The 24,874-nt window shown below is 57.4% G+C and carries 21 protein-coding genes; 17 read left to right on the forward strand and 4 right to left on the reverse strand.

Features of this window, described 5'->3' with window-relative positions; all coding sequences use genetic code 11:
• Positions 1–120: 120 nt before the first annotated feature.
• Both RLEG4DRAFT_RS59995 and RLEG4DRAFT_RS60000 read right to left on the reverse strand, forming a co-directional pair.
• On the reverse strand, positions 121–2,253 hold the full coding sequence (locus tag RLEG4DRAFT_RS59995) for a right-handed parallel beta-helix repeat-containing protein (RefSeq protein ID WP_003576813.1): 2,133 nt from the start codon (positions 2,251–2,253) through the stop codon (positions 121–123).
• The gene (locus tag RLEG4DRAFT_RS60000; RefSeq protein WP_003576811.1) at positions 2,250–3,569 is read right to left on the reverse strand and encodes an O-antigen ligase family protein; all 1,320 of its coding nucleotides are present in this window, start codon (positions 3,567–3,569) and stop codon (positions 2,250–2,252) included. Before RLEG4DRAFT_RS60000 ends, RLEG4DRAFT_RS59995 begins: the two co-directional genes overlap by 4 nt.
• 610 nt (positions 3,570–4,179) lie before the next feature.
• Between RLEG4DRAFT_RS60000 and RLEG4DRAFT_RS60005 the strand changes: the two genes are divergently transcribed.
• The 12 genes from RLEG4DRAFT_RS60005 (at position 4,180) to RLEG4DRAFT_RS60060 (ending at position 19,895) form a co-directional block, all read left to right on the forward strand.
• Positions 4,180–5,130, forward strand: a complete 951-nt coding sequence (locus RLEG4DRAFT_RS60005; RefSeq protein ID WP_003576808.1) for a glycosyltransferase family 2 protein — start codon at positions 4,180–4,182, stop codon at positions 5,128–5,130.
• On the forward strand, positions 5,127–6,227 hold the full coding sequence (locus RLEG4DRAFT_RS60010; RefSeq protein WP_003576806.1) for a glycosyltransferase family 4 protein: 1,101 nt from the start codon (positions 5,127–5,129) through the stop codon (positions 6,225–6,227). The genes RLEG4DRAFT_RS60005 and RLEG4DRAFT_RS60010 overlap by 4 nt, the downstream gene beginning before the upstream one ends.
• A complete protein-coding gene (locus tag RLEG4DRAFT_RS60015) occupies positions 6,221–7,363 on the forward strand; it encodes a glycosyltransferase family 4 protein (RefSeq protein WP_003576804.1) in 1,143 nt (380 codons plus the stop codon). Before RLEG4DRAFT_RS60010 ends, RLEG4DRAFT_RS60015 begins: the two co-directional genes overlap by 7 nt.
• Positions 7,360–9,648: a GumC family protein gene (locus RLEG4DRAFT_RS60020; RefSeq protein ID WP_003576802.1), complete on the forward strand. Its 2,289-nt coding sequence runs from the start codon at positions 7,360–7,362 to the stop codon at positions 9,646–9,648. Before RLEG4DRAFT_RS60015 ends, RLEG4DRAFT_RS60020 begins: the two co-directional genes overlap by 4 nt.
• 9 nt (positions 9,649–9,657) lie before the next feature.
• Positions 9,658–10,761, forward strand: coding sequence for a GDP-mannose 4,6-dehydratase (gmd, locus tag RLEG4DRAFT_RS60025; protein ID WP_003576800.1), 1,104 nt, complete (start codon positions 9,658–9,660; stop codon positions 10,759–10,761).
• Entirely contained in the window at positions 10,754–11,824 is a 1,071-nt protein-coding gene (gene fcl / locus RLEG4DRAFT_RS60030; protein WP_003576798.1) for a GDP-L-fucose synthase, read from the forward strand. The genes gmd and fcl overlap by 8 nt, the downstream gene beginning before the upstream one ends.
• 1,533 nt (positions 11,825–13,357) lie before the next feature.
• On the forward strand, positions 13,358–13,672 hold the full coding sequence (locus RLEG4DRAFT_RS60035) for a co-chaperone GroES (protein WP_003576794.1): 315 nt from the start codon (positions 13,358–13,360) through the stop codon (positions 13,670–13,672).
• Positions 13,673–13,714: 42 nt separating this feature from the next.
• On the forward strand, positions 13,715–15,343 hold the full coding sequence (groL, locus tag RLEG4DRAFT_RS60040) for a chaperonin GroEL (RefSeq protein WP_003576792.1): 1,629 nt from the start codon (positions 13,715–13,717) through the stop codon (positions 15,341–15,343).
• A 94-nt stretch (positions 15,344–15,437) separates the two neighbouring features.
• Positions 15,438–15,851, forward strand: coding sequence for a hypothetical protein (locus tag RLEG4DRAFT_RS60045; protein ID WP_003576791.1), 414 nt, complete (start codon positions 15,438–15,440; stop codon positions 15,849–15,851).
• A gap of 59 nt (positions 15,852–15,910) precedes the next feature.
• Positions 15,911–17,005, forward strand: a complete 1,095-nt coding sequence (locus RLEG4DRAFT_RS60050; RefSeq protein WP_003576789.1) for a glycosyltransferase family 4 protein — start codon at positions 15,911–15,913, stop codon at positions 17,003–17,005.
• A 16-nt stretch (positions 17,006–17,021) separates the two neighbouring features.
• Positions 17,022–19,229, forward strand: coding sequence for an amylo-alpha-1,6-glucosidase (locus RLEG4DRAFT_RS60055; protein ID WP_003576786.1), 2,208 nt, complete (start codon positions 17,022–17,024; stop codon positions 19,227–19,229).
• Between the two features lie 411 nt (positions 19,230–19,640).
• A complete protein-coding gene (locus RLEG4DRAFT_RS60060) occupies positions 19,641–19,895 on the forward strand; it encodes a helix-turn-helix domain-containing protein (protein WP_003576784.1) in 255 nt (84 codons plus the stop codon).
• A gap of 77 nt (positions 19,896–19,972) precedes the next feature.
• Here RLEG4DRAFT_RS60060 and RLEG4DRAFT_RS60065 read toward each other — a convergent pair whose 3' ends face one another.
• Positions 19,973–20,197, reverse strand: a complete 225-nt coding sequence (locus RLEG4DRAFT_RS60065; RefSeq protein WP_003576782.1) for a hypothetical protein — start codon at positions 20,195–20,197, stop codon at positions 19,973–19,975.
• 218 nt (positions 20,198–20,415) lie between these two features.
• On the opposite strand from RLEG4DRAFT_RS60065, the gene RLEG4DRAFT_RS60070 reads away from it, so the two are divergent.
• The 5 genes from RLEG4DRAFT_RS60070 to RLEG4DRAFT_RS60090 all read left to right on the forward strand — a co-directional run bounded on the left by RLEG4DRAFT_RS60070 (position 20,416) and on the right by RLEG4DRAFT_RS60090 (position 23,876).
• The gene (locus tag RLEG4DRAFT_RS60070) at positions 20,416–20,892 is read left to right on the forward strand and encodes an Hsp20 family protein (RefSeq protein WP_003576780.1); all 477 of its coding nucleotides are present in this window, start codon (positions 20,416–20,418) and stop codon (positions 20,890–20,892) included.
• Positions 20,893–20,970: 78 nt separating this feature from the next.
• Entirely contained in the window at positions 20,971–21,480 is a 510-nt protein-coding gene (locus RLEG4DRAFT_RS60075) for an Hsp20/alpha crystallin family protein (RefSeq protein ID WP_003576778.1), read from the forward strand.
• Positions 21,481–21,935: 455 nt separating this feature from the next.
• Positions 21,936–22,460 carry a hypothetical protein gene (locus RLEG4DRAFT_RS60080; protein ID WP_003576774.1) on the forward strand — a complete coding sequence of 175 codons (525 nt, stop codon included), beginning with the start codon at positions 21,936–21,938 and terminating at the stop codon, positions 22,458–22,460.
• Positions 22,453–22,869, forward strand: coding sequence for a phage holin family protein (locus RLEG4DRAFT_RS60085; RefSeq protein ID WP_003576772.1), 417 nt, complete (start codon positions 22,453–22,455; stop codon positions 22,867–22,869). Before RLEG4DRAFT_RS60080 ends, RLEG4DRAFT_RS60085 begins: the two co-directional genes overlap by 8 nt.
• A complete protein-coding gene (locus tag RLEG4DRAFT_RS60090) occupies positions 22,869–23,876 on the forward strand; it encodes a DUF3618 domain-containing protein (protein ID WP_003576770.1) in 1,008 nt (335 codons plus the stop codon). Before RLEG4DRAFT_RS60085 ends, RLEG4DRAFT_RS60090 begins: the two co-directional genes overlap by 1 nt.
• Before the next feature lie 557 nt (positions 23,877–24,433).
• Here the strand turns inward: RLEG4DRAFT_RS60090 and RLEG4DRAFT_RS60095 are convergent.
• A complete protein-coding gene (locus tag RLEG4DRAFT_RS60095) occupies positions 24,434–24,775 on the reverse strand; it encodes an NIPSNAP family protein (RefSeq protein WP_003576768.1) in 342 nt (113 codons plus the stop codon).
• Positions 24,776–24,874: the final 99 nt, after the last annotated feature.

The following is a 24,874-nucleotide window of genomic DNA, read 5'->3' on the forward strand; positions in this document are numbered from 1 at the left end:
TCTGGCTGCAACTTCGCCTGACCCTCAGATGACTTTCACCTTGACGCGATCGTTCATTCGCGGATCGGCAGGGCTTCTGCGGACTTTATAGCCGCAGAACACCCCTCGTCCCGGCGCCTTTTATTGCTCGGAGGGCGCGACCATGCTTCCGGTGTCCGCCCCAGCCTTTTGAAGATCACCTAGACTACCAAATTCTCCCGAACGCATGATCCTCGGATCTATTCGAAAGCTCTGGTTGTTCAAGTTGCCGCTGTAGCGGTTGCGCGCGAATTGCACAAATCCAAGCCCAAGATCGGGAGCGTTGACATACGCGGCCATGCCGCTGTCACTGTCAACCGATACAATATTCTCCTCAATACGATTGGGGCGTGCCCATGGCGGACGCCAACCCCTGCCGGTGCCATCATCAACACGAAAAGCCGCGCCCGATCCGTGTGTGATGACGTTTCCTGTCACCAGGTTGCTCCAACCGCCGTTGATACCGATCGCCGTGACATTACCCGAGAGCGTATTTCCCTCGATACGAATCCCGCTTGCCTTCCCATCCGTATAGATCGCCCAGCTGACTGGAGACGGCCACTCCCTGGTATTCTCATAACCGGAAGGCCAGAAGGTCCCATCGGCCCTGTTCATCAGATGACCGGTCCCGGTCACGAGATTGGAGCGGATGGTGCTGTTCAGAGAGTCGGCCTGCTCGCCCATCATCTTGATGGCGCCGCCATCTGCCGTCTGCCGATTGGCATTACGGATGATGTTGTGCTCAATGACAGCGTTATAGACGGCGTCACTGGAACCCCACAGCGAACCGCCGGCGATTCCGAATTGCGCCGTGTTTTCGATCAGGTTGTCGGCGATCCTTACATTGTCGGCCGCCTGGAACCATATTCCGGCGGTTTCAATGTAAACCTTTCCGATGTCATGGATATGGTTTGAAAGGATCCTGGCGCCGTTCGACTTAAGGAACGTGCCATAGTTTGTGCCGACGTAGATCCCGTTGCCAGCCACTTCCGCAATCACATTGCCGGCAATCAATGCATCCTTGCTCTCCGTCACATGGACTCCGACCCCAACATTCTGGATGCTGTTGCCGACTATCTTGACGCCGTCAGCGTGTTCGATCCGTATGGCGCCAAATCCTCTGGTTTCGGTATAGAACTTGCCGCTGCCGTCAGGCGCTCCATCTCTAAACTCGAGCCCGGATACGACCATCCCATTAGCCCCATCCAGCTTGAAGAATGTCGGCAGAATGCCAGCAACGACGACGGAATTGGGTAGCGACCCATCGACAGGGATATAGTGAAGCTGGCCCGCGGCAAGGTCGTACCACCACTCTTCAGGAGCATCGAGCAAGACCTCGGCCCCGGTAAGGAAATAGCGGCTGCCTTCTGCGGTAAAGAAATAGCCTGTGCCTTTGGTATGGATGGTCCGGCCGGCGTCATCGATGGAGACAACTGGGAGCGTATCATTGCCCCACTGGCTTCCGGGTTGATACCCTCCAACGATGTCTGCGACCAGTCCACTTATATCATTCACTGCCGGCAGATCGCCGGCATGGAAACAAAAGCGCGTGTTTGCTGTCGACACGTCGATGGCAGGCTGGCACTTTGCAGCAAACAACCATCCCTTGCGTGGATCGCCATCAGCGGGGGCGTTCGGGAATCGAGCCCTGGTTTGTCGTATCCCATTGACGAAAAGGTCACCGACCCCTTCACCCGGTGGCAATTTCAGAGGCGCCATCCAGCGACCATCGGCCTGCTGCACCCAGTCGCCCACGCGTAGTCCCCCATGCAAAATCGGCGCTTCATTGCATCTTGCCGTGAGGATCAAGCCCGTATCGCGAGAGTCAAAGACGATCGGCTGAGTCAAGTAGTAATCGCCTTTACCCAGCGCGATTGTGTTGGTGCCGCCCTTCGCGCGGGCAGCGTCACGAGCTTTTTCAATGCTGGCGAAAGGGCCATCGCCCCCTTGCTGATTTGCTGCGGGAAGAAGGCCGCTCCAGGTGTCTTTGCCATCGGGAGAGACGTAAAATACCGTCCGCGCCCCGGTGCCGCCGCTCAATACGCCGCTTAAAGAAGTCTCATTCAACCTGGCTGGCAAGGTCGCGGAAGCTTCCGCACAAGTCGCCTCCCTGACAAGAATCTGAAGGCGCTCCGGCGCATCTATTTCTGTCCCGACTGAAGCCGGATTGGCGGGCTGCGGAAAGATCAGGACAGGCAAAAAGTTGAGGATCACTCCAAAACGCCACCGCCTCATGACATCTGCACCCCGCTCGTCACGTCTCGCGAGGGCGCCTGCCAAAGTGGAGAATGTCTGCTCGAAACGACGGGCGCGTATAGCGAAAACATAATGATGGTTGCGGTAAAGAGGATGAAGATGGTGTCATTCTGAACCAGAAAAAAACTCTCGGTCAGATTCATCACCAGGATCATGATCGTAAGGACATTGAGCCACAGCCACCCGTACTGCGGGTCATGACATTGAAGAACCGCGCCCTGGTGGATTGCATGGAGAAGCATCAGAGCAAACGGGATCATTCCCATTATTCCAAAGCTCAACAAGATATCGCGATATCCATTATGCGCGTGGGGTGCTGCCCACCCCAACTTTAACCATATGTGCGTCGCTTCGGGATTCTCAGTTGTCCAGAAAGCCTGGTAACCATAGCCAAGCATCCAACGATCGGATATTTCGCGATCAACCAGTTCCCACAATGGCACCCGGCCCGTCAAAGTCGCATCCTTGCCGAGCGCTTCGAGGGCTGGAACCAGGAACTCGTGCAGCGAAATCAGTATGCCGATAGACAGTTGAACGAAAAGCAGGACGACGACGACGCGGCCGATGCTGCTGCTTCGTTGCAGGAGGGAATAAAAGCCGCTCAGGCAAAACGCCGCTGACGTTGCAATGATAGCGGTCATCGATCCAGAGCTTGCAAGGCAGATGATACCCGCAGCCAACAAGACGAATGCGGTTCGCCGCAGACCGAGCGTCCCGTCGATCAGCACAGCCGTCGCCACCAAAATCATTAAACACGCGTACCAGCCTAGGACGTTCTTATGGATGAAGACGCCCCGCATAGCACCATCTGGCATGTTGGCGAGGTTTGGTGACACCACGGACATAATCACACTGAGGACGATACAGGCTCCGAAGGTCACGAATAACAGGAACAGCAACTGCCTAGGCGTGAAACGTATCGCCAGGACATAGGAAAGAAGCAGGCAAAACAGAAGGCCGATTGCGCGCCGCAAGCTCGTTGTAGGATCTATTGACCACAACGTAGACAGAAATGGCGCGGCGAGGATCAGGGGAATAATAAAATTTCGCTTTATTGCCAGTATAAATTGCGGAAAATTTCGTATCAAAATTACAATTGTAAATAAGTACACCGGAAAGCAAGTAAGGCGCAGTATAGATCTGGCAGAATCGCTGAGCGCTCCGTCGGCATTTGCAAGAATAAGAGGCAGAAAGGCGCCTGCCTGAACAAAAAGGGATATCCCGGCACCCCAGCATTCTATAGCCCGCCAACTGATGGTTGGTCCGCTGGCAGTTGTGAGGCTATCTACTCTCATTATCCGTCCCGACTGAATTGAACAGACAAGCGACCGTTGATCGCGGCACATCAAAAACAAGTGTCGGCCTTTATGGCTGCGATACTCTCAAGCAATCACTCAGCCACATCCGCAGTCAACCTATCCTAGGGAGGTGCGGGCTAAGCCCAATGCACCCTGGCTACACCCAAAGACGATGTTGCACCTAAACTTTCAGCCGGCATGTACCCAAAAGACGGGTCTTCATGTCCGCTAATTGCCCTTAAGAGCAGATGTTGCGCGTGTCCGTTCACCGCTACCGTGCCGATGAATGTCTTGTGCAGCGTGGTGGGTAAACCGCGGTTTCACTGGAATGGGGCAACAATTCTGACAGAGGCGATCTCTGCAGTCGAAGCCTGGAAGGTTAGGATTTCTATGTTTCTGCGTCATAATCCTAGTTCTCTGCGCAACACAACGGGCGCTCTACTCGTCGTGACATTGTCAGCAGCGATCTCATCGGCTCTTCGCAAGATCCTGTTCGGCCGACAAGGTATTTTGGCTTCAAAGCTCACTGGCTGCGTAAAGCTCGACCCCTTAAGCAACTTTGCACTGCTCTACAGCGGTGCATCGCGGCAAACTGCCTGAGCGCGTCATGGAGATATCGGCCCTCAGTGTCCTGATCAATAATTACAACTACGCGCGCTTCGTTGGGCGGGCGATAGATAGCGTGTTGAGTCAAGACGCAGGTAACGTCGAGATAATCGTCGTCGATGACGGCTCTACCGACCAGTCGCGGTCCGTTCTGGAAGCGTATGACCGCCGAGTGAAGGTGATCTTTCAGGAGAACGCAGGACAGGCGGCTGCGATCAATACCGCTGTGGAATCAAGCACAGGGGAGATCCTCTGTTTTCTGGATGCCGACGACTGGTGGGCTCCGGGCAAGCTGTCGGCGACTGCTGCAGCATTCCGGGCAAACCCTCAAGCATCGCTCGTTTATCACCGACTGCAGCCAACGCTTCTCGATGGCACGCCGACGTCTAAGCCGATCCCTCGAACCCTGTGCTCGGGCGCCTTGTCGCCGCTCCTGACCAGCTCGGCCGGCTGGTGGCCTTTTCCGATGACGTCAGCCGTCGCGGTACGCCGCAGCGCATGGAATTTTGCAGGGAACATTCCCGAACAATTCCGCATATCGGCCGACGCCTGGCTCGTGGGGATCTATCCGTTTCTGGGGGACGTCATTGCCATGCCGGATCCGCTTGGATTCTATCGCATCCACAACAACAACTGGTATCGATCGACCGAAGACGCCGCCACACTAAGGAGGCGGATGACGCACTGGCAGCATACCGTTGAAGCAACGAACCAGTTTCTCTCAGCCCATGAACTGCCGGCAAGACTACATCTGACGGATCACCATCCCTATCGCATTGCGTCGGCAAAGCTGCAGGGAGCCGATGCACGCACCCGGCTCAAGCTTGCCGTCGAAGGCCTTTTCTTTGCCGGCGAACCGAACCTGCTCAGGCGGATCCGCGATAGTTTCCGCTCGGCACGCGGCCTGTCACGGCTCGCCCTCGACGCCGGCTTGTCGGAGGCAGCGAAATGAAGGCGCTGTTACTGGTTTCAGAATTGGAAGACTATACCATCGCCTTCGCCAGCGGCGTTGCTCAACACCTGGACGTTGTGCTGGCAGTGCCACGCCGGCGCTATGCGCATCTCGCCTCTTCCATCGATCCGGCTGTCGACCTGCACCTTCTGGACTGGCCGAGACACCGTTCTCTCTCCAATCCCTGGTTTCTGTACCAGCTTACGCTTCTGATCCGGAGAGAGCAGCCGAATCTCATTCACCTCCTCAGCAATTCTACACTTTGGCTGAACCTTGCCGTGCCGTTCTGGCGCCCGATTCCGCTCGTGACAACCGTTCATGATGTGGAAGTCCATCCCGGCGATTCCGATACGCGTACGCTGCCCGTCTGGGCTCCCGAATTGATGGTGAAGCAATCCGGACATCTTGTCGTCCACGGCGAGGGACTGAAGCAGCTGCTTCTCGATCGATACGCGAAATCCGCAGATCACGTCCATGTCCTGTCTCATCCCTCCATCCTTCGTTATGCGGAAATCGCCCGGCGACAGAAGATGACGCCGCGTGAAGCCGATGGAACTACGCGCGTCCTGCTCTTCGGACGGATTTTTGCCTACAAGGGCCTGGAACATCTGGTCAGGGCCGAGGCGATGCTAAAGGACGCGCTTCCCGACCTGCGCATCACGGTCGCAGGCCGCGGCGACGATCCGGCGATATTCAAGCCGCTTATGGGGGATCCCGGCCGCTATGATATTCGCAATCGCTTTATCGAGGATGCAGAGGTCGCCCAGCTTTTCCTGGACACCGACATCGTCGTGCTTCCCTACACGGAAGCGTCGCAAAGCGGAGTGCTCAACCTTGCCGCCGCGTTTGGCAAACCGGTCATCGTTACGGATGTCGGCGAGTTGCGGAGCACCGTTGAGCCCAACGGGTTGGGATTGGTGGTGCCTCCAGGCGATGCCACAGAGCTTGCGGCAGCGATCAGGACATTGGCGGACAACGGCGAGCTTAGAAATCGCTTCGGTGACCGGGCGCTCAAATGGGCCAACGGACCGAATTCGCCCGAACGGGTCGGCGCTCAGGCTGCGGCGGTTTATCGGGAGGTGGTCGGTTCATGCTGACGGAGGCCCTTACGGACAGAAATCGAATGGCTGCACGGAGCGCGGCTAGCGTCCGCCACTATGTTCCAGGCGGCTGCGAGAACGGCGGCGGCATTGGCAGGCTGGTCGGCTATATAACAGAGACAGCGAAAGAGACCGGCACGAAACATTTCGTGACCGATACCAGAGGGGCTCGATGGTCCAAGCTGACGTCCCCCGCCCGCCTGCTCGGCGCCATCCTGACGATGGCAAAGGACCGGATTGTTGCGCCAGCCCGCATTCACCATGTCCATATCGCTGGCCGCGGCAGCACGTCGCGAAAACTGATCCTGACGGAGGCTGCCCGCTTGTTCGGGTGCAGCCACATATTGCACCTGCACGACTACGATTACGCCGGCGACTTTGCGCAACGCTCGCCCCGTCAAAAGCGACTTATTCGTCGGATGTTTCAGAAAGCCGATTGCGTTGTGGCCCTGGGCAAGCGCGACCGCATGACGCTGACGGCACTTCTTGGCGTTGACGAAGCTCGCACGCTTGTGGCCCATAATTGCGTTCCCGACCCCGGGGCGCACAATATTCGCGTCGGCCAGACGCCGTTGATCGTATTCCTAGGCCGGTTGAGCGAACGCAAAGGTGTCCCCGAGCTTCTATCGGCCCTGAGCCACCCGGTCATGAAGGAACTTCAGTGGCGGGCTGTGCTGGCAGGTGACGGCCCTGTCGAGGATTATCGCCGTCAGGCCGACGCTATGGCGCTTTCAGATCTGGTAGAGATGCCCGGCTGGCTTGACGCCGGTGAGGCACGGGCCCTGTGCGCGCGCGCAGATATCCTGGTTTTGCCCTCGCACGCCGAAGGTCTGGCGATGGCGGTGCTCGAAGGGCTGTCCCACGGGCTCGCGGTCGTTACCACGCGGGTTGGGGCACATGATGAAGTCATAACCGACGGTGAAACCGGGATCTTCGTCCCCGTCGGAGACCAGAATGCCCTGGCTTCGGCCCTGGCCAAGCTGGTTTCCGATCCTGAAATCTGCATCCGCCTCGCCGTCCAGGGGCGCACGCATTATCTCAACCATTTCAGCATGAGGGCATATATGCGGTCACTCGAGAAACTTTACGAAACCGTTTCCGCCAAACCTCAAGCAATGGTTGGCGCACGATGACGATTTCAACTGTTCCACCGGACCGCAACCTTCCGATCTCACCGATGCGCTATGATCCTCGCTTTCAGGCCGAGACCAAGGCAGACCACTTCGATCTGGCATCCGCTATTGGCCTCGTCCGGCGCAGAATGATCATGATCATCACGATAACCGTGCTGCTGATGGTGCCCGCGGTGAATATGATCTCTGGGTTGAAGCCCACCTATCAGGCCTGGGCCCGATTGATTGTCCACCAGCCCCTCGCGAACGCGCTTGGTGCAGACGACACCAGCCGCGGTGATCTCCTTGACGTGAAGTCGGAGACTGAGCGGCTTCTATCCAGAAGCATCGCAGAGCGAGTCGTCCGCGAAATGCGGCTTAACGCGCTACCGGAATTCAATCCAGCGCTGCGGAAAATCTCGTTCATTGAGAGGATCCGGGCGAAGTTGCGCGGCCTGTTCGACACGAAAAAATCCGCTCCGGTGGGAGACGGCCTCGAAGCCACTATCCCGGAATTTTATCAAGCGCTCGGCGTCTGGCACGAAGAGAAGAGTGAAGTTATCCAGATCAGCTTCACTGCGACTGATGCTGAACTCGCAGCCGCGGTTCCGAATCGGGTCGTCAGCATTTACCTCGATGAGCGCAAGGACAGTGTCAGTGGCCGCCTCGATGCAGCGGAAGAATGGATTCGACAGCGCATCACCGAACAGCAGGTTCGCTCGGATATTGCTCGCGACACTGCCCGCAACTATCAAGAATCGATGGACATCGTATCGAGAGAAGACGCTCAGGATGAACGTATAAAAACACTGCTGGAAGTCACTGGCCGCCAAGGGAAAATCGAGGAAAGCCGGATGGAGGTAAAGGCGACGATATCCATGCTGGCAGCAGCGAATGACGCTTCGGTCGCAGTGCAGAATATCGTCGTCCCAGACAGCATTGCCACAAAGCAGCGCGATCTGCACGCTCAGGAGCAAGATCTCGCCCGTCTTCTTCAGACGTATGACGGCAACGCCGAGGCCGTGGTGGATTTACGCGAGAAGATCCAACAATCCCGTCTCGATCTCGACCTTGCGAACAAGCAATATCTTCAAACAATGCGTGCCAAGCTGGTCGCGCTTGATCGTGAAGCCAACGCAGTGCAATCCATCTTGGCAGTCGCCCAGGAAAAACGCACACGCGACGCTCTGGCGCAGACGGAATTGACGCGCCTGCAGCGTATTGCCGAAAAGGAGCAAGCGGCTCTCGACAAGCTTGAGGACCAGCGCCGTGACCTTGCCGCCAAGGCCAAGCTGCCTGGGGCGGAATTGGAGGTTTTCTCACCGGCTTCAGTGCCGCTCGTGTCACAGGGACGTGGACGGCTTTTCTATCTGGTGGGCGCCCTCCTGGCTGCCATCTCAGCAGCCGTAACGGCTGCTTTCGTGATCGAAATGTGGGACCGGACGGTCCGGAGTTTCGACCAAATCGCTCGAACACCGCGCACGATACCGGCTGGACTTATCCCGCGTCTGGCACGGAGGGAAAATTCGAAAACGATGTTCGACCATATGCCGGTCCCGATGTTCGACGAAGCAATCCGTACCGTGGTACTTTCACTCAAACAGTCCAGTGGCGGCAAGTTGCCGAACAGTATCGTCGTTACGTCGGCTCACAGCGGAGAAGGCAAGTCGCTTGTCGCGAGATCGCTGGCTATTGAACTTGCCGCAGCAGCAATTCCGGTGCTCCTGGTTGATGCCGATTTTCGCCGGGGAAAGCTCGATTCGTTTTTCCGGTCGGAACTAACGCACGGATTGAGCGAATTCCTGAATGGGCAGGCGGATATCCGCGACATCGTCTACCGCCATCCAAGCGGTATCCACTTCATTCCATCGGGCAAATCCCGTCTCCAGCGGCGCACCCGTTCGAATGGCATGGCAGAAATCATCGAGATGGCAGGCGCGGCCGGCCATATTGTCATCTTCGACAGCGCGCCTGTGCTCGTCTCGACAGATACCGTGCATTTGACTGCCCTGACGGAAAGAACATTGGCAGTTGTCAGATGGGGAAGGACGAGCCGCCGCGCGTTCGAATTCGGCCTCCAGCAAATGAAAAGCTCGCGAAACTCGGAAATCCTTGTCGCGATCAACAACGTAAATCCCAAAACTCACGCATTGTATAACTTCAGTGACTCGGAGCTTTTTTCGAAATCTCTGATGAAATACTACGATCAAAAGCCTGAATACAACACACATAAAGGTAATCTCTCAATTCTTGAGATTGTCCGAACCGTGAAACATCATTTTCTTCTGCATTGGTATTCGAGTTAGAGGGCAATCATGGATACAGGAATGAGAGACAATCGAAAAGTTGCACTGATTACGGGCATAACAGGTCAGGACGGTGCGTATCTGGCCGAATTGCTCTTGGAGAAAGGCTATATCGTTCACGGCCTGAAGCGGCGTTCGTCGTCCTTCAATACCAGCCGCATCGAGCATCTCTACGAGGATCCGCATATCGAGAACCCCCGCTTTATCCTGCATTTCGGGGACATGACGGATTCAACCAATCTTATCCGGGTCGTTCAGGAAACGCAGCCCGACGAGATCTATAATCTTGCCGCACAAAGCCACGTTCAAGTCTCCTTCGAGACGCCGGAATATACGGCGAACGCCGATGGAACCGGCACCCTTCGACTGCTTGAAGCCATTCGCCTCCTGGGCCTGACCAGGAAGACCCGCTTCTATCAGGCGTCCACCTCAGAGCTCTACGGCAAAGTCCAGGAAGTCCCGCAGAGCGAAACGACGCCTTTTTACCCTCGCTCACCCTATGCGGCGGCCAAGCTCTACGCCTATTGGATCGTGGTCAATTATCGCGAGGCCTATGGCATGCACGCCTCGAACGGCATTCTGTTCAATCATGAAAGCCCGATCCGCGGCGAAACATTCGTGACCCGCAAGATCACCAGGGCGGCGGCTGCGATCCATCTCGGACTGCAGGAACGGCTCTATCTCGGCAATCTGGATGCCAAGCGCGACTGGGGACATGCACGTGAATATGTCCGCGGCATGTGGCTGATGCTGCAACAGGACGAACCGGAGGACTACGTCCTTGCGACCGGCGAAACGCACTCGGTTCGTTCCTTTGTCGACAAGGCCTTCGCCAGGGTGGGCATGCCGATCGATTGGCGTGGCCTGGGGGTCGAGGAAAAGGGGTACGACAAGACATCCGGCCGATGTGTGGTGGAGATCGATCCCGCTTATTTCCGTCCGACAGAAGTTGATCTTCTGATCGGCGATCCGACGAAGGCGCACACGAAGCTTGGCTGGAAACATGAGACCAGTCTTGATCAGCTGGTGGCGGAGATGGTTCGCGAGGATCTGAAAGTCATGGCACGAAATGTCCCGTCGGTCGGTGTCACCAGGGGATTTGCCTATGCCTGAGGTGATCTACAGCCTTGCCGGAAAAAGGGTCTATGTCGCGGGCCACCGCGGCATGGTGGGCTCTGCGATCGTGCGGCGTCTCGCCTCCGAGGGCTGCGAGATTTTGACTGCCACCCGCGCCGAGGTCGATCTCAGACGTCAAGAGCAGGTAGAGGCCTGGATGAGCACGAATCGTCCCGACGCCGTCTTCCTGGCGGCTGCGCGGGTGGGCGGTATTCTTGCCAACGCGACCTATCCGGCCGACTTCCTTTACGACAACCTGGTTCTTCAAGCGAACGTCATCCACGCGGCCCATAATGCTGACGTCGAAAAACTGATGTTTCTCGGCTCGTCCTGTATCTATCCGAAATTGGCCGATCAGCCGATCGTTGAAGAGGCACTGCTGACGGGATCGCTGGAGGCGACGAATGAATGGTATGCGATCGCCAAGATCGCCGGCTTAAAGCTCTGCGCTGCCTATCGCAAACAGCACGGCAAGGATTTCGTCTCGGCCATGCCGACCAATCTCTATGGTCCAGGCGACAATTTTGACCTCGACTCAAGCCACGTCATGCCGGCGCTCATACGCAAGGCGCATGAGGCCAAGATCAACAGGCAGCGAGAGATATGCATCTGGGGTACTGGCACGCCGCGCCGCGAATTCCTGCATGTCGACGATTGCGCCGACGCCTGCCTCCATCTCATGAAGACCTATTCTGCCGAAAGTCATGTCAACGTCGGTTCTGGCGAAGACATTGCCATCCTTGATTTGGCACACCTCGTTTCCAAGGTCGTTGGTTTCGAAGGCAAGATCACGCGCGACCTTACCAAGCCAGATGGCACGCCGCGTAAACTCTTGAGCGTCGACAAGCTTCGCAGTCTCGGCTGGTCTCCCAAGATCGGTCTGAAGGAGGGCATCGCAGACGCCTACAGCTCCTTCCTTGATGGGCATTATCTCGAACGCAGCAACAGGGCGATGTCCGGCGATCTGACCGGTCAAAGCGACATCAGCTTGGGGAAGGCCAAGACTTCGGCGCCGCACGCGCCGGCGCGCTCTGCGGTCGCGCATCATCCTCGGGCATAGCGAATTTGCGCGAGGGATAAAAGGATTGGTCCGGGGGGACGCATATGCTGGGATGGAGCAATACATGCAACCAGTCGAAATCAGGATTGCGGCGCTCATTTTCCTGATAGTCGTGTGGGCGGTGATCATCGGTGCGGCAATGAATTTTTTTTCAGTCGAGATACCGACATCGCTTGTCGCTCTATTGCGCAGATAGCCCACGTCAGGGTCGGCGCGATTGCCTTCAACTGAGGACGACCACCGCCGTGGTAAAGTGGCAGGCGCGGCCGTACCACATGCGGCAGCGATCGAAGAATTGCGCCGGCTTTTTCCATTATAGCCATCAACTCGCCATTGCATGGCTGGCCGCTGACCCACTAACGCGTGGAAATCGGGGAACTTCTCGACTCCAGATGCATGTGCCGCATCAGGCCGCTGAGTTTATGCTGACTGCGAATACCACATTCGAACCAGGAAACGAGCTCCCTTGCGACGTGCTGCGCCGCCGAACTGTCAATGTCACATGAATTTTCCTGACACCACTGCCTGAGAACAGCTTTCAGCATGGCGACGTCATCAGGCTGCAGCGCCGGCTTCGTAATCCCCGAATGCTGGGTCATCCGCATTCCTCCCGATTGGGTCAGCCGATCCTAACCGGCGAACCTGCGATTTCAACCGCGAGTACGGAAGCGTACGTATGAGGGGCTGCGGCATACGGGAACAACGGCCCGGATAAGCAACGCGTAACCCTCTGACGAAGCCATGTCCGCAATTGCGGAACCAGACGCATCGCCTATCGTTATCGCGCTGGGACCATGCGAGAGGGGCCTGTTCGCAAGCCTCTCACTTCTGTCCGTTCCCCCGCGTGGTCTCACTTCCCTAACTACCCGTGTCGCGGGGCTTTTTTGTTGCGGTCCGCAGCCATGCTAAAAGCTGTTGTGCACTCTTGATGAGTGACTTCCTGCCATGGGCGAACATAAAAAGAACATCAAACCGACAATTGAAAGCCGAAATGTGACGCTCCCAGCGAGTGCCATTTGGGAGATGTGCAGATGGCGATCGACGAGCCCGCCGGCGAAGCATCCGGCTCTTGTGGGGGGTTCATGTAACCGGTGTAGACGCCGAAACCGGCAGCTGATCTTCGCCAACGAAGCCAACGCGACCATTCAAGTTTCCCTGCCGCGACGGCGCCGACAAGCTATCTGAATATTTTCTCGGACCTTAGACCTGCCGGCATCATCCTGGGTGCAACGGCAAACCAGCTTCGGTTGTCTCCGCAAAACACCCCGCAAAACCGGATGACTCCCATGCGGTTGCTTCCTTGACTGCGCCCGCCTTCTTGGCCCAAAATTGAAATCATTATTTAATTACAGGAACTTAGCAGTCAATAACTGGGAGTGCTAATTTTTTCTGGCTACCCTCTTGAAACCGGATTTATTCGAAACCAAATCGATCGCGCCGATTGCTCCGAAGATGAGGATTGGCACCCGCCCGGACTGGTCATCCGGTTCGGTAGGGGAACAACATCATCATTGTTTTGCCGTTGGAGGAAACATGTCGTTCCGACCGCTTCATGACCGCATTCTCGTCCGCCGGGTCGAATCCGCAGAGAAGACCAAAGGCGGCATCATCATTCCCGATACTGCAAAGGAAAAACCTCAGCAAGGCGAGGTCATCGCCGTCGGCCCCGGCGCGCGCAATGATGCAGGTCAAATCGAGGCGCTCGACGTGAAAACCGGTGATCGCATCCTTTTTGGCAAATGGTCGGGGACCGAGATCAAGATCAACGGTGAGGACCTTCTGATCATGAAGGAGAGCGATGTGATGGGCGTTATCGAAGCCCAGGCCACGGAGAAGAAAGCCGCGTAAGCGACTTAAACAGTCAAGAGCTGCCGAGAAAGGAGTGCCGAAATGGCTGCCAAGGAAGTCAAGTTTAATGCTGAAGCCCGGGATAAGATGCTTCGCGGCGTCGACATACTCGCCAATGCGGTCAAGGTGACGCTCGGCCCGAAAGGTCGCAACGTCGTCATCGACAAGTCCTTTGGTGCTCCGCGCATCACAAAGGATGGCGTTACCGTGGCAAAAGAAGTCGAGCTTGAAGACAAGTTCGAAAACATGGGCGCACAGATGTTGCGCGAGGTCGCCTCAAAAACCAACGATCTTGCCGGCGACGGCACCACGACCGCCACGGTTCTGGCCCAGGCGATCGTCAAAGAAGGCGCCAAAGCCGTGGCGGCGGGCATGAATCCGATGGATCTGAAACGCGGCATCGACCTTGCCGTCGACGCCGTCGTCAAGGAACTAAGGACCAACGCCCGCAAAGTCTCCAACAATTCCGAAATCGCTCAGGTCGGCACCATTTCGGCCAACGGCGATTCCGAGATCGGCCGTTATCTTGCAGAAGCGATGGAAAAGGTCGGCAACGAAGGTGTCATCACCGTCGAGGAAGCCAAGACGGCGGAGACGGAACTCGAAGTGGTCGAAGGCATGCAGTTCGATCGCGGTTATCTTAGCCCCTACTTCGTTACAAATGCGGAGAAGATGCGCGTCGAGTTCGAGGACCCTTATATCCTCATCCACGAGAAGAAGCTCTCCAACCTGCAGTCGATGCTGCCCGTCCTGGAAGCTGTCGTGCAGTCGGCCAAGCCGCTCCTGATCATTGCTGAGGACGTCGAAGGAGAAGCGCTTGCGACCCTTGTCGTCAACAAGCTGCGCGGCGGGCTTAAAATCGCTGCCGTCAAGGCACCCGGCTTTGGCGATCGCCGCAAGGCAATGCTCGAAGACATCGCCATCTTGACGGGCGGCACTGTCATCTCGGAGGACCTCGGCATCAAGCTCGAGAATGTGACGTTGAACATGCTCGGCCGGGCAAAGAAGGTGTCGATCGAGAAGGAGAATACCACCATCATCGATGGTGTTGGTTCGAAAAGCGAGATTGATGGCCGCGTCGCGCAGATCCGGGCCCAGATTGAAGAAACGACCTCCGACTACGACCGCGAGAAGCTGCAGGAACGCCTTGCCAAGCTCGCCGGCGGCGTTGCCGTGATCCGTGTCGGTGGCTCGACGGAAGTGGAAGTCAAGGAACGGAAGGATCGGGTGGACGATGCACTGCATGCGACGCGCGCAGCCGTCGAGGAAGGCATCCTCCCTGGCGGCGGCGTTGCGCTGCTGCGTGCTGTTAAAGCGCTCGACCATCTCGATACGCCGAACGAGGATCAAAGGGTCGGCGTCGAGATCGTCCGCCGTGCAATCGAAGCCCCGGTGCGCCAGATCGCTGAGAATGCCGGGGCCGAAGGCTCGGTGATCGTGGGCAAGCTGCGCGAGAAGAGCGACTACTCGTATGGCTGGAACGCCCAAACCGGCAACTATGGTGATCTCTATGCTGACGGTGTCATCGATCCGGCCAAGGTCGTTCGCACTGCTCTTCAAGATGCGGCTTCGGTCGCCGGCCTTCTGGTGACGACGGAAGCAATGATTGCTGAAAAGCCAAAGAAGGAACCCGCTCCGGTCATGCCTGCAGGTGCCGGTATGGACTTCTAAGGCTAACAGGGGAGAGGTCCGCGCGGTCCGACGACTGCCGGCCTCCCCTTCACCAATCCATCAGTTCCATCGGTCAAGATCAATGGAGCAAGCTATGAGAAAGGAAAATGTCATCAATTCGGAGCAAGCGCCGGCGGCGATCGCTGCCGCGCAGTTGCTCCATCCGGCTGAACATTTCGATCACCCCCTTGACGTGCTGGCGATCAACGACATCAGCGTTGACGAGAAGCGGGCGATCCTGGCTTCGTGGGCATCCGACTGCTTTGCCATCGAGTCAACGCCAGCGCTTCGCCTTTATCCGGGAACGGATAAACCGGTGTCATATGATGAGATCATCCAAGCACTGAAGATGTTGGACAAGGACGGTCCGCAGTCGCAGGATCAATGTCCTTTCGAGTCTTTCAAAAACCACAGAACTCGCCGCAGACCGCAGGCGCTCCGCTTTGGAGGCAGTGGGCTGTGCAGCTACTGGAAAGGAGGACGTCGCCCACACCGATTTGAAACCTGACCGCTCCAAATGCATGATTTTTGCCGTCGACTCTTTGCTCAACTGAGGAGGTTTTGCCGATGAAGATCGCCCAGATCGCACCGCTTGCTGAAAGTGTTCCACCGAAGCTTTATGGGGGAACCGAGCGTATCGTTTCCTACCTTACCCAAGAACTTGTCGCCCAAGGCCACGAGGTCACACTCTTTGCCAGCGGCGATTCCGTCACCAATGCCAGACTGGTGACATGTTCGGACGTCGCGCTGCGGCTTGACCCTGCGGTCAAGGAACATCTGCCGCACCACGTCGTGATGCTCGAGCAAGTCCGCCGGGAGGCGCATCAGTTCGATGTCCTCCATTTCCACACGGACCTCCTGCATTTCCCGTTGATTGGGGAGTTTGCGGACCGCACGGTCACGACGCTGCATGGGCGGCTCGACCTACCCGACCTCAAGCCGTTCTACAAAGCCTTCCCTGATATTCCGCTGGTTTCGATCTCGAACGATCAGCGCCGACCGATGCCACCGGTCAAGTGGGTAGGAACGGTCTACCACGGGCTTGCCAGCGATATCCTCCCCTTTACCGCGAAACCCACAGGCAACTACCTTGCGTTCCTTGGGCGCATCTCGCCGGAAAAGCGTCCGGATCGGGCGATCGAGATCGCCGCAAAGGTCGGCATGCCGCTGAAAATGGCGGCCAAAATAGACAATGCGGACAAAGCCTATTGGGAGACAGTGATCGAACCGATGGTGAACAGCCACGCGAATGTCGAATTTATCGGCGAGATCAATGAGCTCGAAAAGGCTGAATTCCTCGGCAATGCCGGCGCGCTGCTATTCCCGATCGACTGGCCCGAACCCTTCGGACTGGTGATGATCGAGGCAATGGCCTGCGGCACACCGGTCATCGCCTTCAATTGTGGATCGGCCCCGGAAGTTATCGACAATGGGTTGTCCGGCATACTGGTCGACAGTGTTACCGAGGCGGTCGAGAACGTTGAATGGGCGCTTCGGCTTGATCGGCGAAAGGTCCGGGCGACCTTCGAGAAGCGCTTTACGGCGGAACGGATGGCGCGGGACTATCTCGACATCTACCGCAGCCTGCCGGGGGTTCGTGCCAACGCAGCTCCGCTTCACCGGCCAAACCGTCGCGCGCCCGACCTTCAGATCGTCGCCTGAGCCTTGAGGAGAAACTATGTCGACCGCCTCCACGAACGATCCGCCCGCCGCGTCGGCAGGTCCGGCAGCGCCCATCGCGCAGTTCTTCATTCCGGCTGCCGCGTCGTTGCAGGAACGCCGGCCACGCACGCTGAAGCACGGCGACACCTTTGCTGTCTTCGACCACAATGGGGACGCGCTTTCCGGGCCTGGCAGCCCGGAGGGCCTGTTCCATCGGGATACGCGTTATCTCTCGCACCTCTATCTGACGGTCAACGGTAAGCGGCCGATGCTTTTGTCGTCGACGTTGCGCGATGACAACGCCACCCTGACCTGCGACCTCACCAACCCCGATCTCTTCGACGACAACGGCAAGCTCCTCCTCGGCCACGACCTTGTTCATCTGCGCAGGACCCGCTTTCTTTGGCAGGCCCATTGCTACGAGCGACTGACTGTGAAGAACTTTGACGAGCGACCGCAACGTATCCGCATCGATATCGCGTTCGGCGCAGACTTCGCCGATCTATTCGAGGTTCGAGGAACCGTCAGGGCAAAAAAAGGACGCCGTTTTCCAACTGTTATTGAGCAGGACCGCGTCCTTCTCTCCTATATTGGCCTGGACGGGCGCAAACGGTCGACGCGCCTGTCCTTCGATCCACAGCCGGATGCGGTTCGAAGCGATCTGCTAACCTATGAACTCGATCTCGCGCCCCATGAGACCCGCTCGCTGTTCATCGAAATTGGCTGTGACCAAGGCGAAGCACTGAGCCCGAGCTTTCGCTCCTTTTTCGTTGCACTGCGGGATGCGCGTAGGGCGTTACAGAAATCTTCCTCGCGTGCGGCGTCGGTCATAACGTCAAATGAAATCTTCAATGAAGTTGCGCGCCGCAGCATCTCCGACCTCTATATGCTGATGACCGATAAACCTGAGGGGCCTTATCCTTATGCCGGCATCCCCTGGTTCAGCACAGTGTTCGGACGCGACGCGCTCATCACCGCGCTCGAAACCCTTTGGCTGGATCCCGAGATTGCTCGCGGCGTTCTTGGTCATTTGGCTGCCAATCAGGCGACGGAGGTGGATCCAGCGTCAGATGCCGAACCAGGCAAGATCCTTCATGAAGTCCGGTGTGGGGAGATGGCCGAACTCGGAGAGGTGCCCTTTCGGCGCTATTACGGCAGCGTCGATTCGACCCCTCTGTTTGTCGTGCTGGCTGGCGAATATCTCAAAAGGACCGGTGATCTTGCTACCACCAGTCGTCTTTTGCCGCATGTCGAGGCGGCGCTGACATGGATTGACGAGCATGGCGATCGCGACGGCGACGGCTTCGTTGAATATGGACGACTGACCGCAGAAGGACTGATTAACCAAGCTTGGAAAGACAGCCACGATTCCGTTTTTCATGCTGATGGAACGCTCGCCAGCGGGCCGATCGCCATCGCCGAGGTGCAGGCCTATGTGTACGGCGCCTGGCAGTGCGCCGCCGAGATCTTCCGTCGGCTCGGCCGGCCGGACCGTGCTGCAAGGTTCATCGCAAGGGCAGAAGGTCTGCGCCAAGCATTCGATGCTGCCTTTTTCGACGAGGAGCTCGGAACCTACGTTTTGGCACTCGATGGCGACAAGAGGCCGTGCCGGGTCCGCTCCTCCAACGCAGGACATGCCCTCTTCACTGGTATTTCCTATCCGGAGCGCGCAAAACAGGTCGCCCGCACGTTGATGAGCGGTTCCTCATTCTGCGGCTGGGGCATCCGCACCATCGCCGCCACAGAGACGCGCTTCAATCCCATGAGCTACCACAACGGCTCGATCTGGCCGCATGATAATGCTCTGATTGCCAGCGGCCTTGCGCGCTACGGCTATCGGGCGGAAGCGGCACGGATATTCGAAGGACTGTTTGCAGCTTCGACCTATATCGACCTGCGGCGTCTTCCCGAACTCTTCTGCGGGATGCCACGTCAGCGGGCGCAGGGACCGACTTTCTATCCGGTCGCCTGCTCTCCGCAGGCATGGGCGGCGGCAGCTTCCCTATCACTCCTGCAATCCTGCCTTGGTCTCGATTTCGATCCAAATGCGCTGCAGATCAGCTTTAGGGAACCGCGGCTTCCAACCTTCCTCGACGAGGTGACATTGCGACACCTGCTGATCGGATCGGGTTCGGCCGATGTTAGCCTCCGCCGCTCCGGCCGAAATGTCGTCGTGGAGGTAATCGATCGTCGGGGCGATATCCGAATTCAGACGGCCACCTAACGTTTGGTAATGTTCGGTTGGCCCTATCGTCTCGCAATTGCGAGCGACGACGGCCGGCTGGCGCGGTCAACAGACATTGACTTGCGGCTCTTCTCAAACGGCGCCCTCGGAGATCACCCTCATCTTGTGAGGCGGATGGTTCGTGAGATGTGGAACAGTCTTGCCTTTGCCGCGTTGCCAAGCCATGACAGAGAAGCACCATGAAGCACTGACACATCTCGTGATCCGGTACGCGTCCCATCCCGTTGTCAAGCGGCAGTTGCGCAGGCTGCCTGCCTTCGCGGTCCCGGGGGATTCAAATGATGTGATTCAAGATCTGCTCCGAGAGCTTCATCAGGTTTCAGCGCTAAAAGCCAAACCTTGAGCTGAGGCACTGAAACACCCAGAAGCGGTAATGACGGAGGTGCCGCGATGAAAGCGTCAGAACTTATCCAAGCCCGTGAGCAACTGGATTTTACGCAGGCGGAGCTCGCGAACCGGCTTGGCCTGCCGTTGGTGGAAATCCAGCAGTTGGAATCCGGAAACCGCGAGATTTCGACTATTCATGTCCTCGCGTTCGACATGATCCGGCTGCAGGCGGCCCGTGAAAGAAAAAACGTTGCAACATTGCCGCCAGATCTTCAATCGCTCGTCAACCACCTCGGCCGGCAACTCTATCCGAGCTGACGATCGCCAACGCATGTGGATGCGAACCGCTTGATCTTGGCTGGCCTGCCTTACGATTATTGCTCCGATCCAGCGAGCTATTCTATTTCTTCGTCTTCGTCATCCTTCAGTAGATCGGCAAGCGTAGCGACCCTTCCCGTGGGCAGACGGCGCCCTTCTCCCATTAAGGCCTCGTCGTTGCTAATCCAGGCCCACGCCTCCGCCAGTTCGGCTTGAGTGGCACCGGTCGCGATAACCGCGCTCACGAGAGTTTCGTCGACTGGACCAAGGACAGCGACGACGTCTTGCAAAGTCATGGTCATGTCTGATTGGCTCCTTTCTCGCGAAAAGCATTGATCTGGTTCATATGGAGGAGAAGGCAAAAACGTCCATTTTTTTTGGGCGGAATTCCGCTCCTCTTGAATCCGTAACCAGCTGAATTATATTAATCAATTCCGAAAGAATCGGCAAAAAGTCCAGGAGGCGCTAATGCTTTTTGGCGCCTCCTTGTATCCATGTTGCTTCAAAGGAGGATATGGCTATGAGGACAAACCTCGACTTCTCGCCCCTGTTTCGCTCAAGCATCGGCTTTGAGCGAATGTTGAACGCCCTCGAACCGGCAAGTCGCATCGAGACCAGGGATAATTGGCCAGCCTATGACATCGTAAAAACCGGCGATGACGCCTACCGCGTCACAATGGCGGTAGCAGGCTTCTCCCAGGACGAACTGACGATGACTCAGGAGCAGAACATGCTTGTCGTTGCGGGGCAGAAGCCGAGCGCCGAAGACGTCCAGTATCTGCACCATGGCATCGCCGGCCGGAGCTTCGAGCGCCGGTTTGAGCTTGCCGACCACGTCTGGGTCGTGGGTGCCGGTCTCGCAAACGGTCTCTTGAGCATCGATCTCAAGCGCGAAATCCCCGAGGAGATGAAGCCGCGTCAGATCGAGATCAAGACAGATCAGGCGCTGCCCAAGGTCGAGACGAAGCAGATCGAAGCAGAGAAACAAGCGGCGTAAGCCTTCCGGGAAAGGCAAAGGTGCGGGCGATGCCCGGCACCGATGGAAGAGGCCGAGCCAATAGAAAGGAGTAAAGACATGGGTGTCCGTGATCTAATACCTTGGAGCCGGACCAACGGCCATCAGGTTCCAAGCCTTTTGCGTGATGACGACCGGGATACGTTCCTGTCATTGCATCGCGAGGTAAACCGGTTGTTCGACGACGTGTTGCGTGGCTTCGGTTCGGGCCTGCCGTCATTGAGTAGCGCCAATACCTTCGGTGGCGGATGGCCGAGCGTCGAGGTCTCCAATAACGAAAAGGAGATTAAGGTGACGGCCGAGGTCCCCGGCCTTCAGGAGAAGGACATCGAAGTCCTGCTCAATGATGGCGTGCTGACGCTGAAAGGCGAAAAGCAGTCGGAAACCGAGGACAAGGACCGCCAATTTTCTGAGCGCTACTACGGCCGCTTCGAGCGCCGCATTCCGCTCGGCGTCGAGGTCAAGGAAGATCAAGTCGATGCCATCTTCAAGAATGGTGTGCTCACCGTGACCTTGCCGAAGAGCGAGAAAGCGCAGTCGCAGGTCAAGCGCATCGCAATCAAGAGCTAAAGGTCAGTCATGGCGGCGTCTCTGAGGGACGTCGCCGTGACCCTCTAATGAGGGCAAATGGGCCCATAGGTGTCAAAGACCAGTTAGATAGCAAAACGAAGGCAGAAACCAACCTGCAGGCGAGCGGCTTCGAGTGATGTGGCAGGACGCCGAGAACCCAGGATTTCCGCCGGCACCGCGGTCGCCAGAACATGGCAAGGCTCCTAGGCCATCCGCCCTCGCGAAGCTCGCAAAAGAGGTCGGATGCCCGGAGGACAAATTTGCCAGGGGTGCAAACTCAACTATCTCCGAATCTGACAATACTCGTTCCAACTGGAGACGCGACCTCCGCCGCCAGTGAGTGATCACACGCCCCAGGCGGTCGGCACCGAAGCTCTTTCCCACACAAAGTTTGTCATCGGGAACAAAACTACAAGATCGAGGTTCGGCACCACAATCATCTATGGAGGCCCTCGATGACTAACGAATTTTCCCTTCCATCAGCGGAACCCAGTCCTTCTCCAGACACCTCACCCGTCACTGACTTTAAAAACAAGCTGAGCGAAGACATCAGCTCGACGAGGCAGATAATCAAGGAGGGCTCCGGAGCCGTTATTCAGCAGGTGGACGAGGTGGTTTCCGAACAAACCCACTTTGTCGGTCATCAGGTTAGTGGCGTCGCGGCCGCCTTGGAGAAGGTCGGGGCAGAGCTCGAAAGCTCTGATCAGCGACAGGTCGGCCGCTACGCCCGCGAGATCGGCCGAAGCGTCGCAGCTGTCGCCGAAAAGATCGAGGGCAAGGACCTTGGCGAGATTGCCACTCTGGCCGAGAACTTCGGACGCAAGCAGCCGATCGCCTTCCTCGCAATCGCGGCGCTTGCCGGACTATCAGCAAGTCGATTTTTGATCGCTTCCGCCAAACGAGGCGATGAAGTTCGCCCAATCGAAACATCGGCCAAGATGAGAGCTGCTTCTGCAAGCGGGGGCGCCTCAAATGACTAAAACCCCAGAGAATGCGCCTCTTTCCGAATTGATCGGCGGACTTCTACGTGATGTCACCGGTCTTTTGCGCAAGGAGATCGATTTAGCCAAAACCGAAGCATCCGAAAAACTATCGGATGTTTTAAGCGGCGCTGAAATCCTTCTTATCGGATTGGTCATGGCGATCGGAGCTGTCGGCGTCCTGTTGGGCGCCATCGTGAGTGGTCTGGCCGCGTTGCTCGTAGCACAAGGATTTGCCGAGCCGACCGCCAATGCGCTTGCTTCGATTATCGTCGGGGCGATGATCGGCATCATTGCGTGGGCGTTGATCGCACGGGGCCTGGCCGCCTTCAGACGCAGCAATCTGACACTCGCACGGACGACAACATCGCTCCGCAGTGACGTGCAAACCGTGAAGGATAAACTCTGATGGAAACGTCTACAGACAGAACATCCGCCGAGCTTCAGCGAGAAATCGAGCATGATCGACAACGCCTTGGAGATCGCATCGACGCCATCCAGGAGCGAATGTCGCCAGGGCAATTGGTCGATGAGGTTCTGGCCTATGCCAAGAACAGCGGCGGCAACGAGTTCGTTGGAAACCTTGGCCTGGCGCTAAAGGAAAATCCGCTTCCTGTCGCGTTGATGGGTGTTAGCCTGGCTTGGTTGATGGCCAAGGGCGCTCCCTCATCGTCTACTTCACCGGCTTCGGTGGAGCCCGACTATGCGCTTTATCCCGTTCAAGGACCGGTGCGCCGCCTAGGCCCGCCGACGTCGATCGGGGGAGTGCGTTATAGCCATTTTGGCGACGGGTCTGGCAAACAACTGAGGGCCCTGACCGACGAGACAGGACGCCGAGCCGGCCATTTCATGGACGAATCAGGCAAGACATATCGCGGTTTCGTTGATGCGAGCGGCAAGCAGGTCGATCAAATCCTCGACGAGACCGGGGCGATGTTTGACGCAGCGTCTGGCTGGGCCGCCGAAAAGTGGGAACAGGCCAAGAATGCTGCGAAAGAGATTGCCGACCGCGCGGCGGGAACTGCCAGTTCATTGACCAACCAAACCTCTTACGCTGCGGCAAACCTGAGCGAACAGACTACCAGGCTCAACACGTTGATCCTCAGACAGTTTCGCGATCAGCCGCTGGTTGGAGGCGCCCTGGCCTTTGCGGTCGGGGCTGCTATCGGTGCAGTGCTCCCGAGCACTGAAGCGGAAGATGAATTCGCAGGAGAAGCCTCAGATGCCGCCAAGGAAGCGTTGGGCGCTCAGACCTCCCAACTCGTCGACCGCGGGAAAGCCGCTGCATCGGACGTTTATGAGCGCGCTGTCGGAGTGGCACCGGACGCTCACGACGAGATCAAGGATCGTCTTGCGGAGCAAGTTGACGCGTTGAAAAGCGGAGCAAATAGTCGAGATACCACGACTCCAATCTGACGAATTTCTTGGATGCTTAGTCGTTTACCAGGCGATAGATCCGGTAGCGGCTCCGGTTTCTCGCTCGATCCAGACCGGCACATGATCGCTCCTATGTTCCAGCCACGGGCGTGCTTGTCGACCTCCGCTTTCGCTAGAGGGACGGGCGCCCCCGAGCTTATGAGGAAGTGATCGCCCGGCATCGGGCTGAAGTAGCGATGCGTGTCAACGGCGAACAGAAACCGACCGCCTATTGGCGTCCAGTATTCCCTTTGTAAGCGATCAGCATTTGGGCGCGCTCCATGCTGGCCGGGGTTGCAGAGGGTGGATCAAGTGCAGGTGATGGGGACTGACGGCTTTGGCTCCGAGATCGGTTCTTGAAGGGCCAGGAATCGTTTGCGGTCTCAATGATCTCGCGGGATGACTGAGCCTGTCCATCAGAGCGGGCGTTTCCGCCGCCGAAAGACGGATGGTCGGACGAAATCTGAGAGGGGTCAAAAAGGGACACCGATCAATATTCTGCGCCGAAACACAACCGAAATCCCTGCTCAATCAATTGCGTGCGGAGTTTCTGGCCGTTACTCCGATGGCTTGGAGAAGCCGCGGTAGAAGCGTGTCGGCTGGAGCAGTGAACTGACGATGTTGGCGACGATCGGCCCATCCGCCTCGCTCTTGGCCCTCGCTTCCTGCCACTCGCAATCGGCTATGAACTCGGCCCATTTCTGCTCGCGCTCCGCCAGCGACCGCCATTCCAGCAGGTAGGTCAGGTCGTTGCTGCAAGAACCGATCATCGTCGTCCAGAAGCCTAGTGAGCGGATGCCGAGGCGTTCCCAGATCGCCAGCGTTGCGGTCTCGAAACGCTGCTGCAGTGCCGGCAGCCTCCCCGGCAGACATGTATAGATGCGCAACTCGTGGATCACCGGATGCTCCTCATGTTTGATCAGGCAAGATCGTGCATATCGTTCAGCGCCGGAAAAAGCGAGGGGCGCTTGCCTGCCCCAGCCCGCCGGAAGCAAGCA

The organism is Rhizobium leguminosarum bv. trifolii WSM2297, assembly GCF_000271845.1.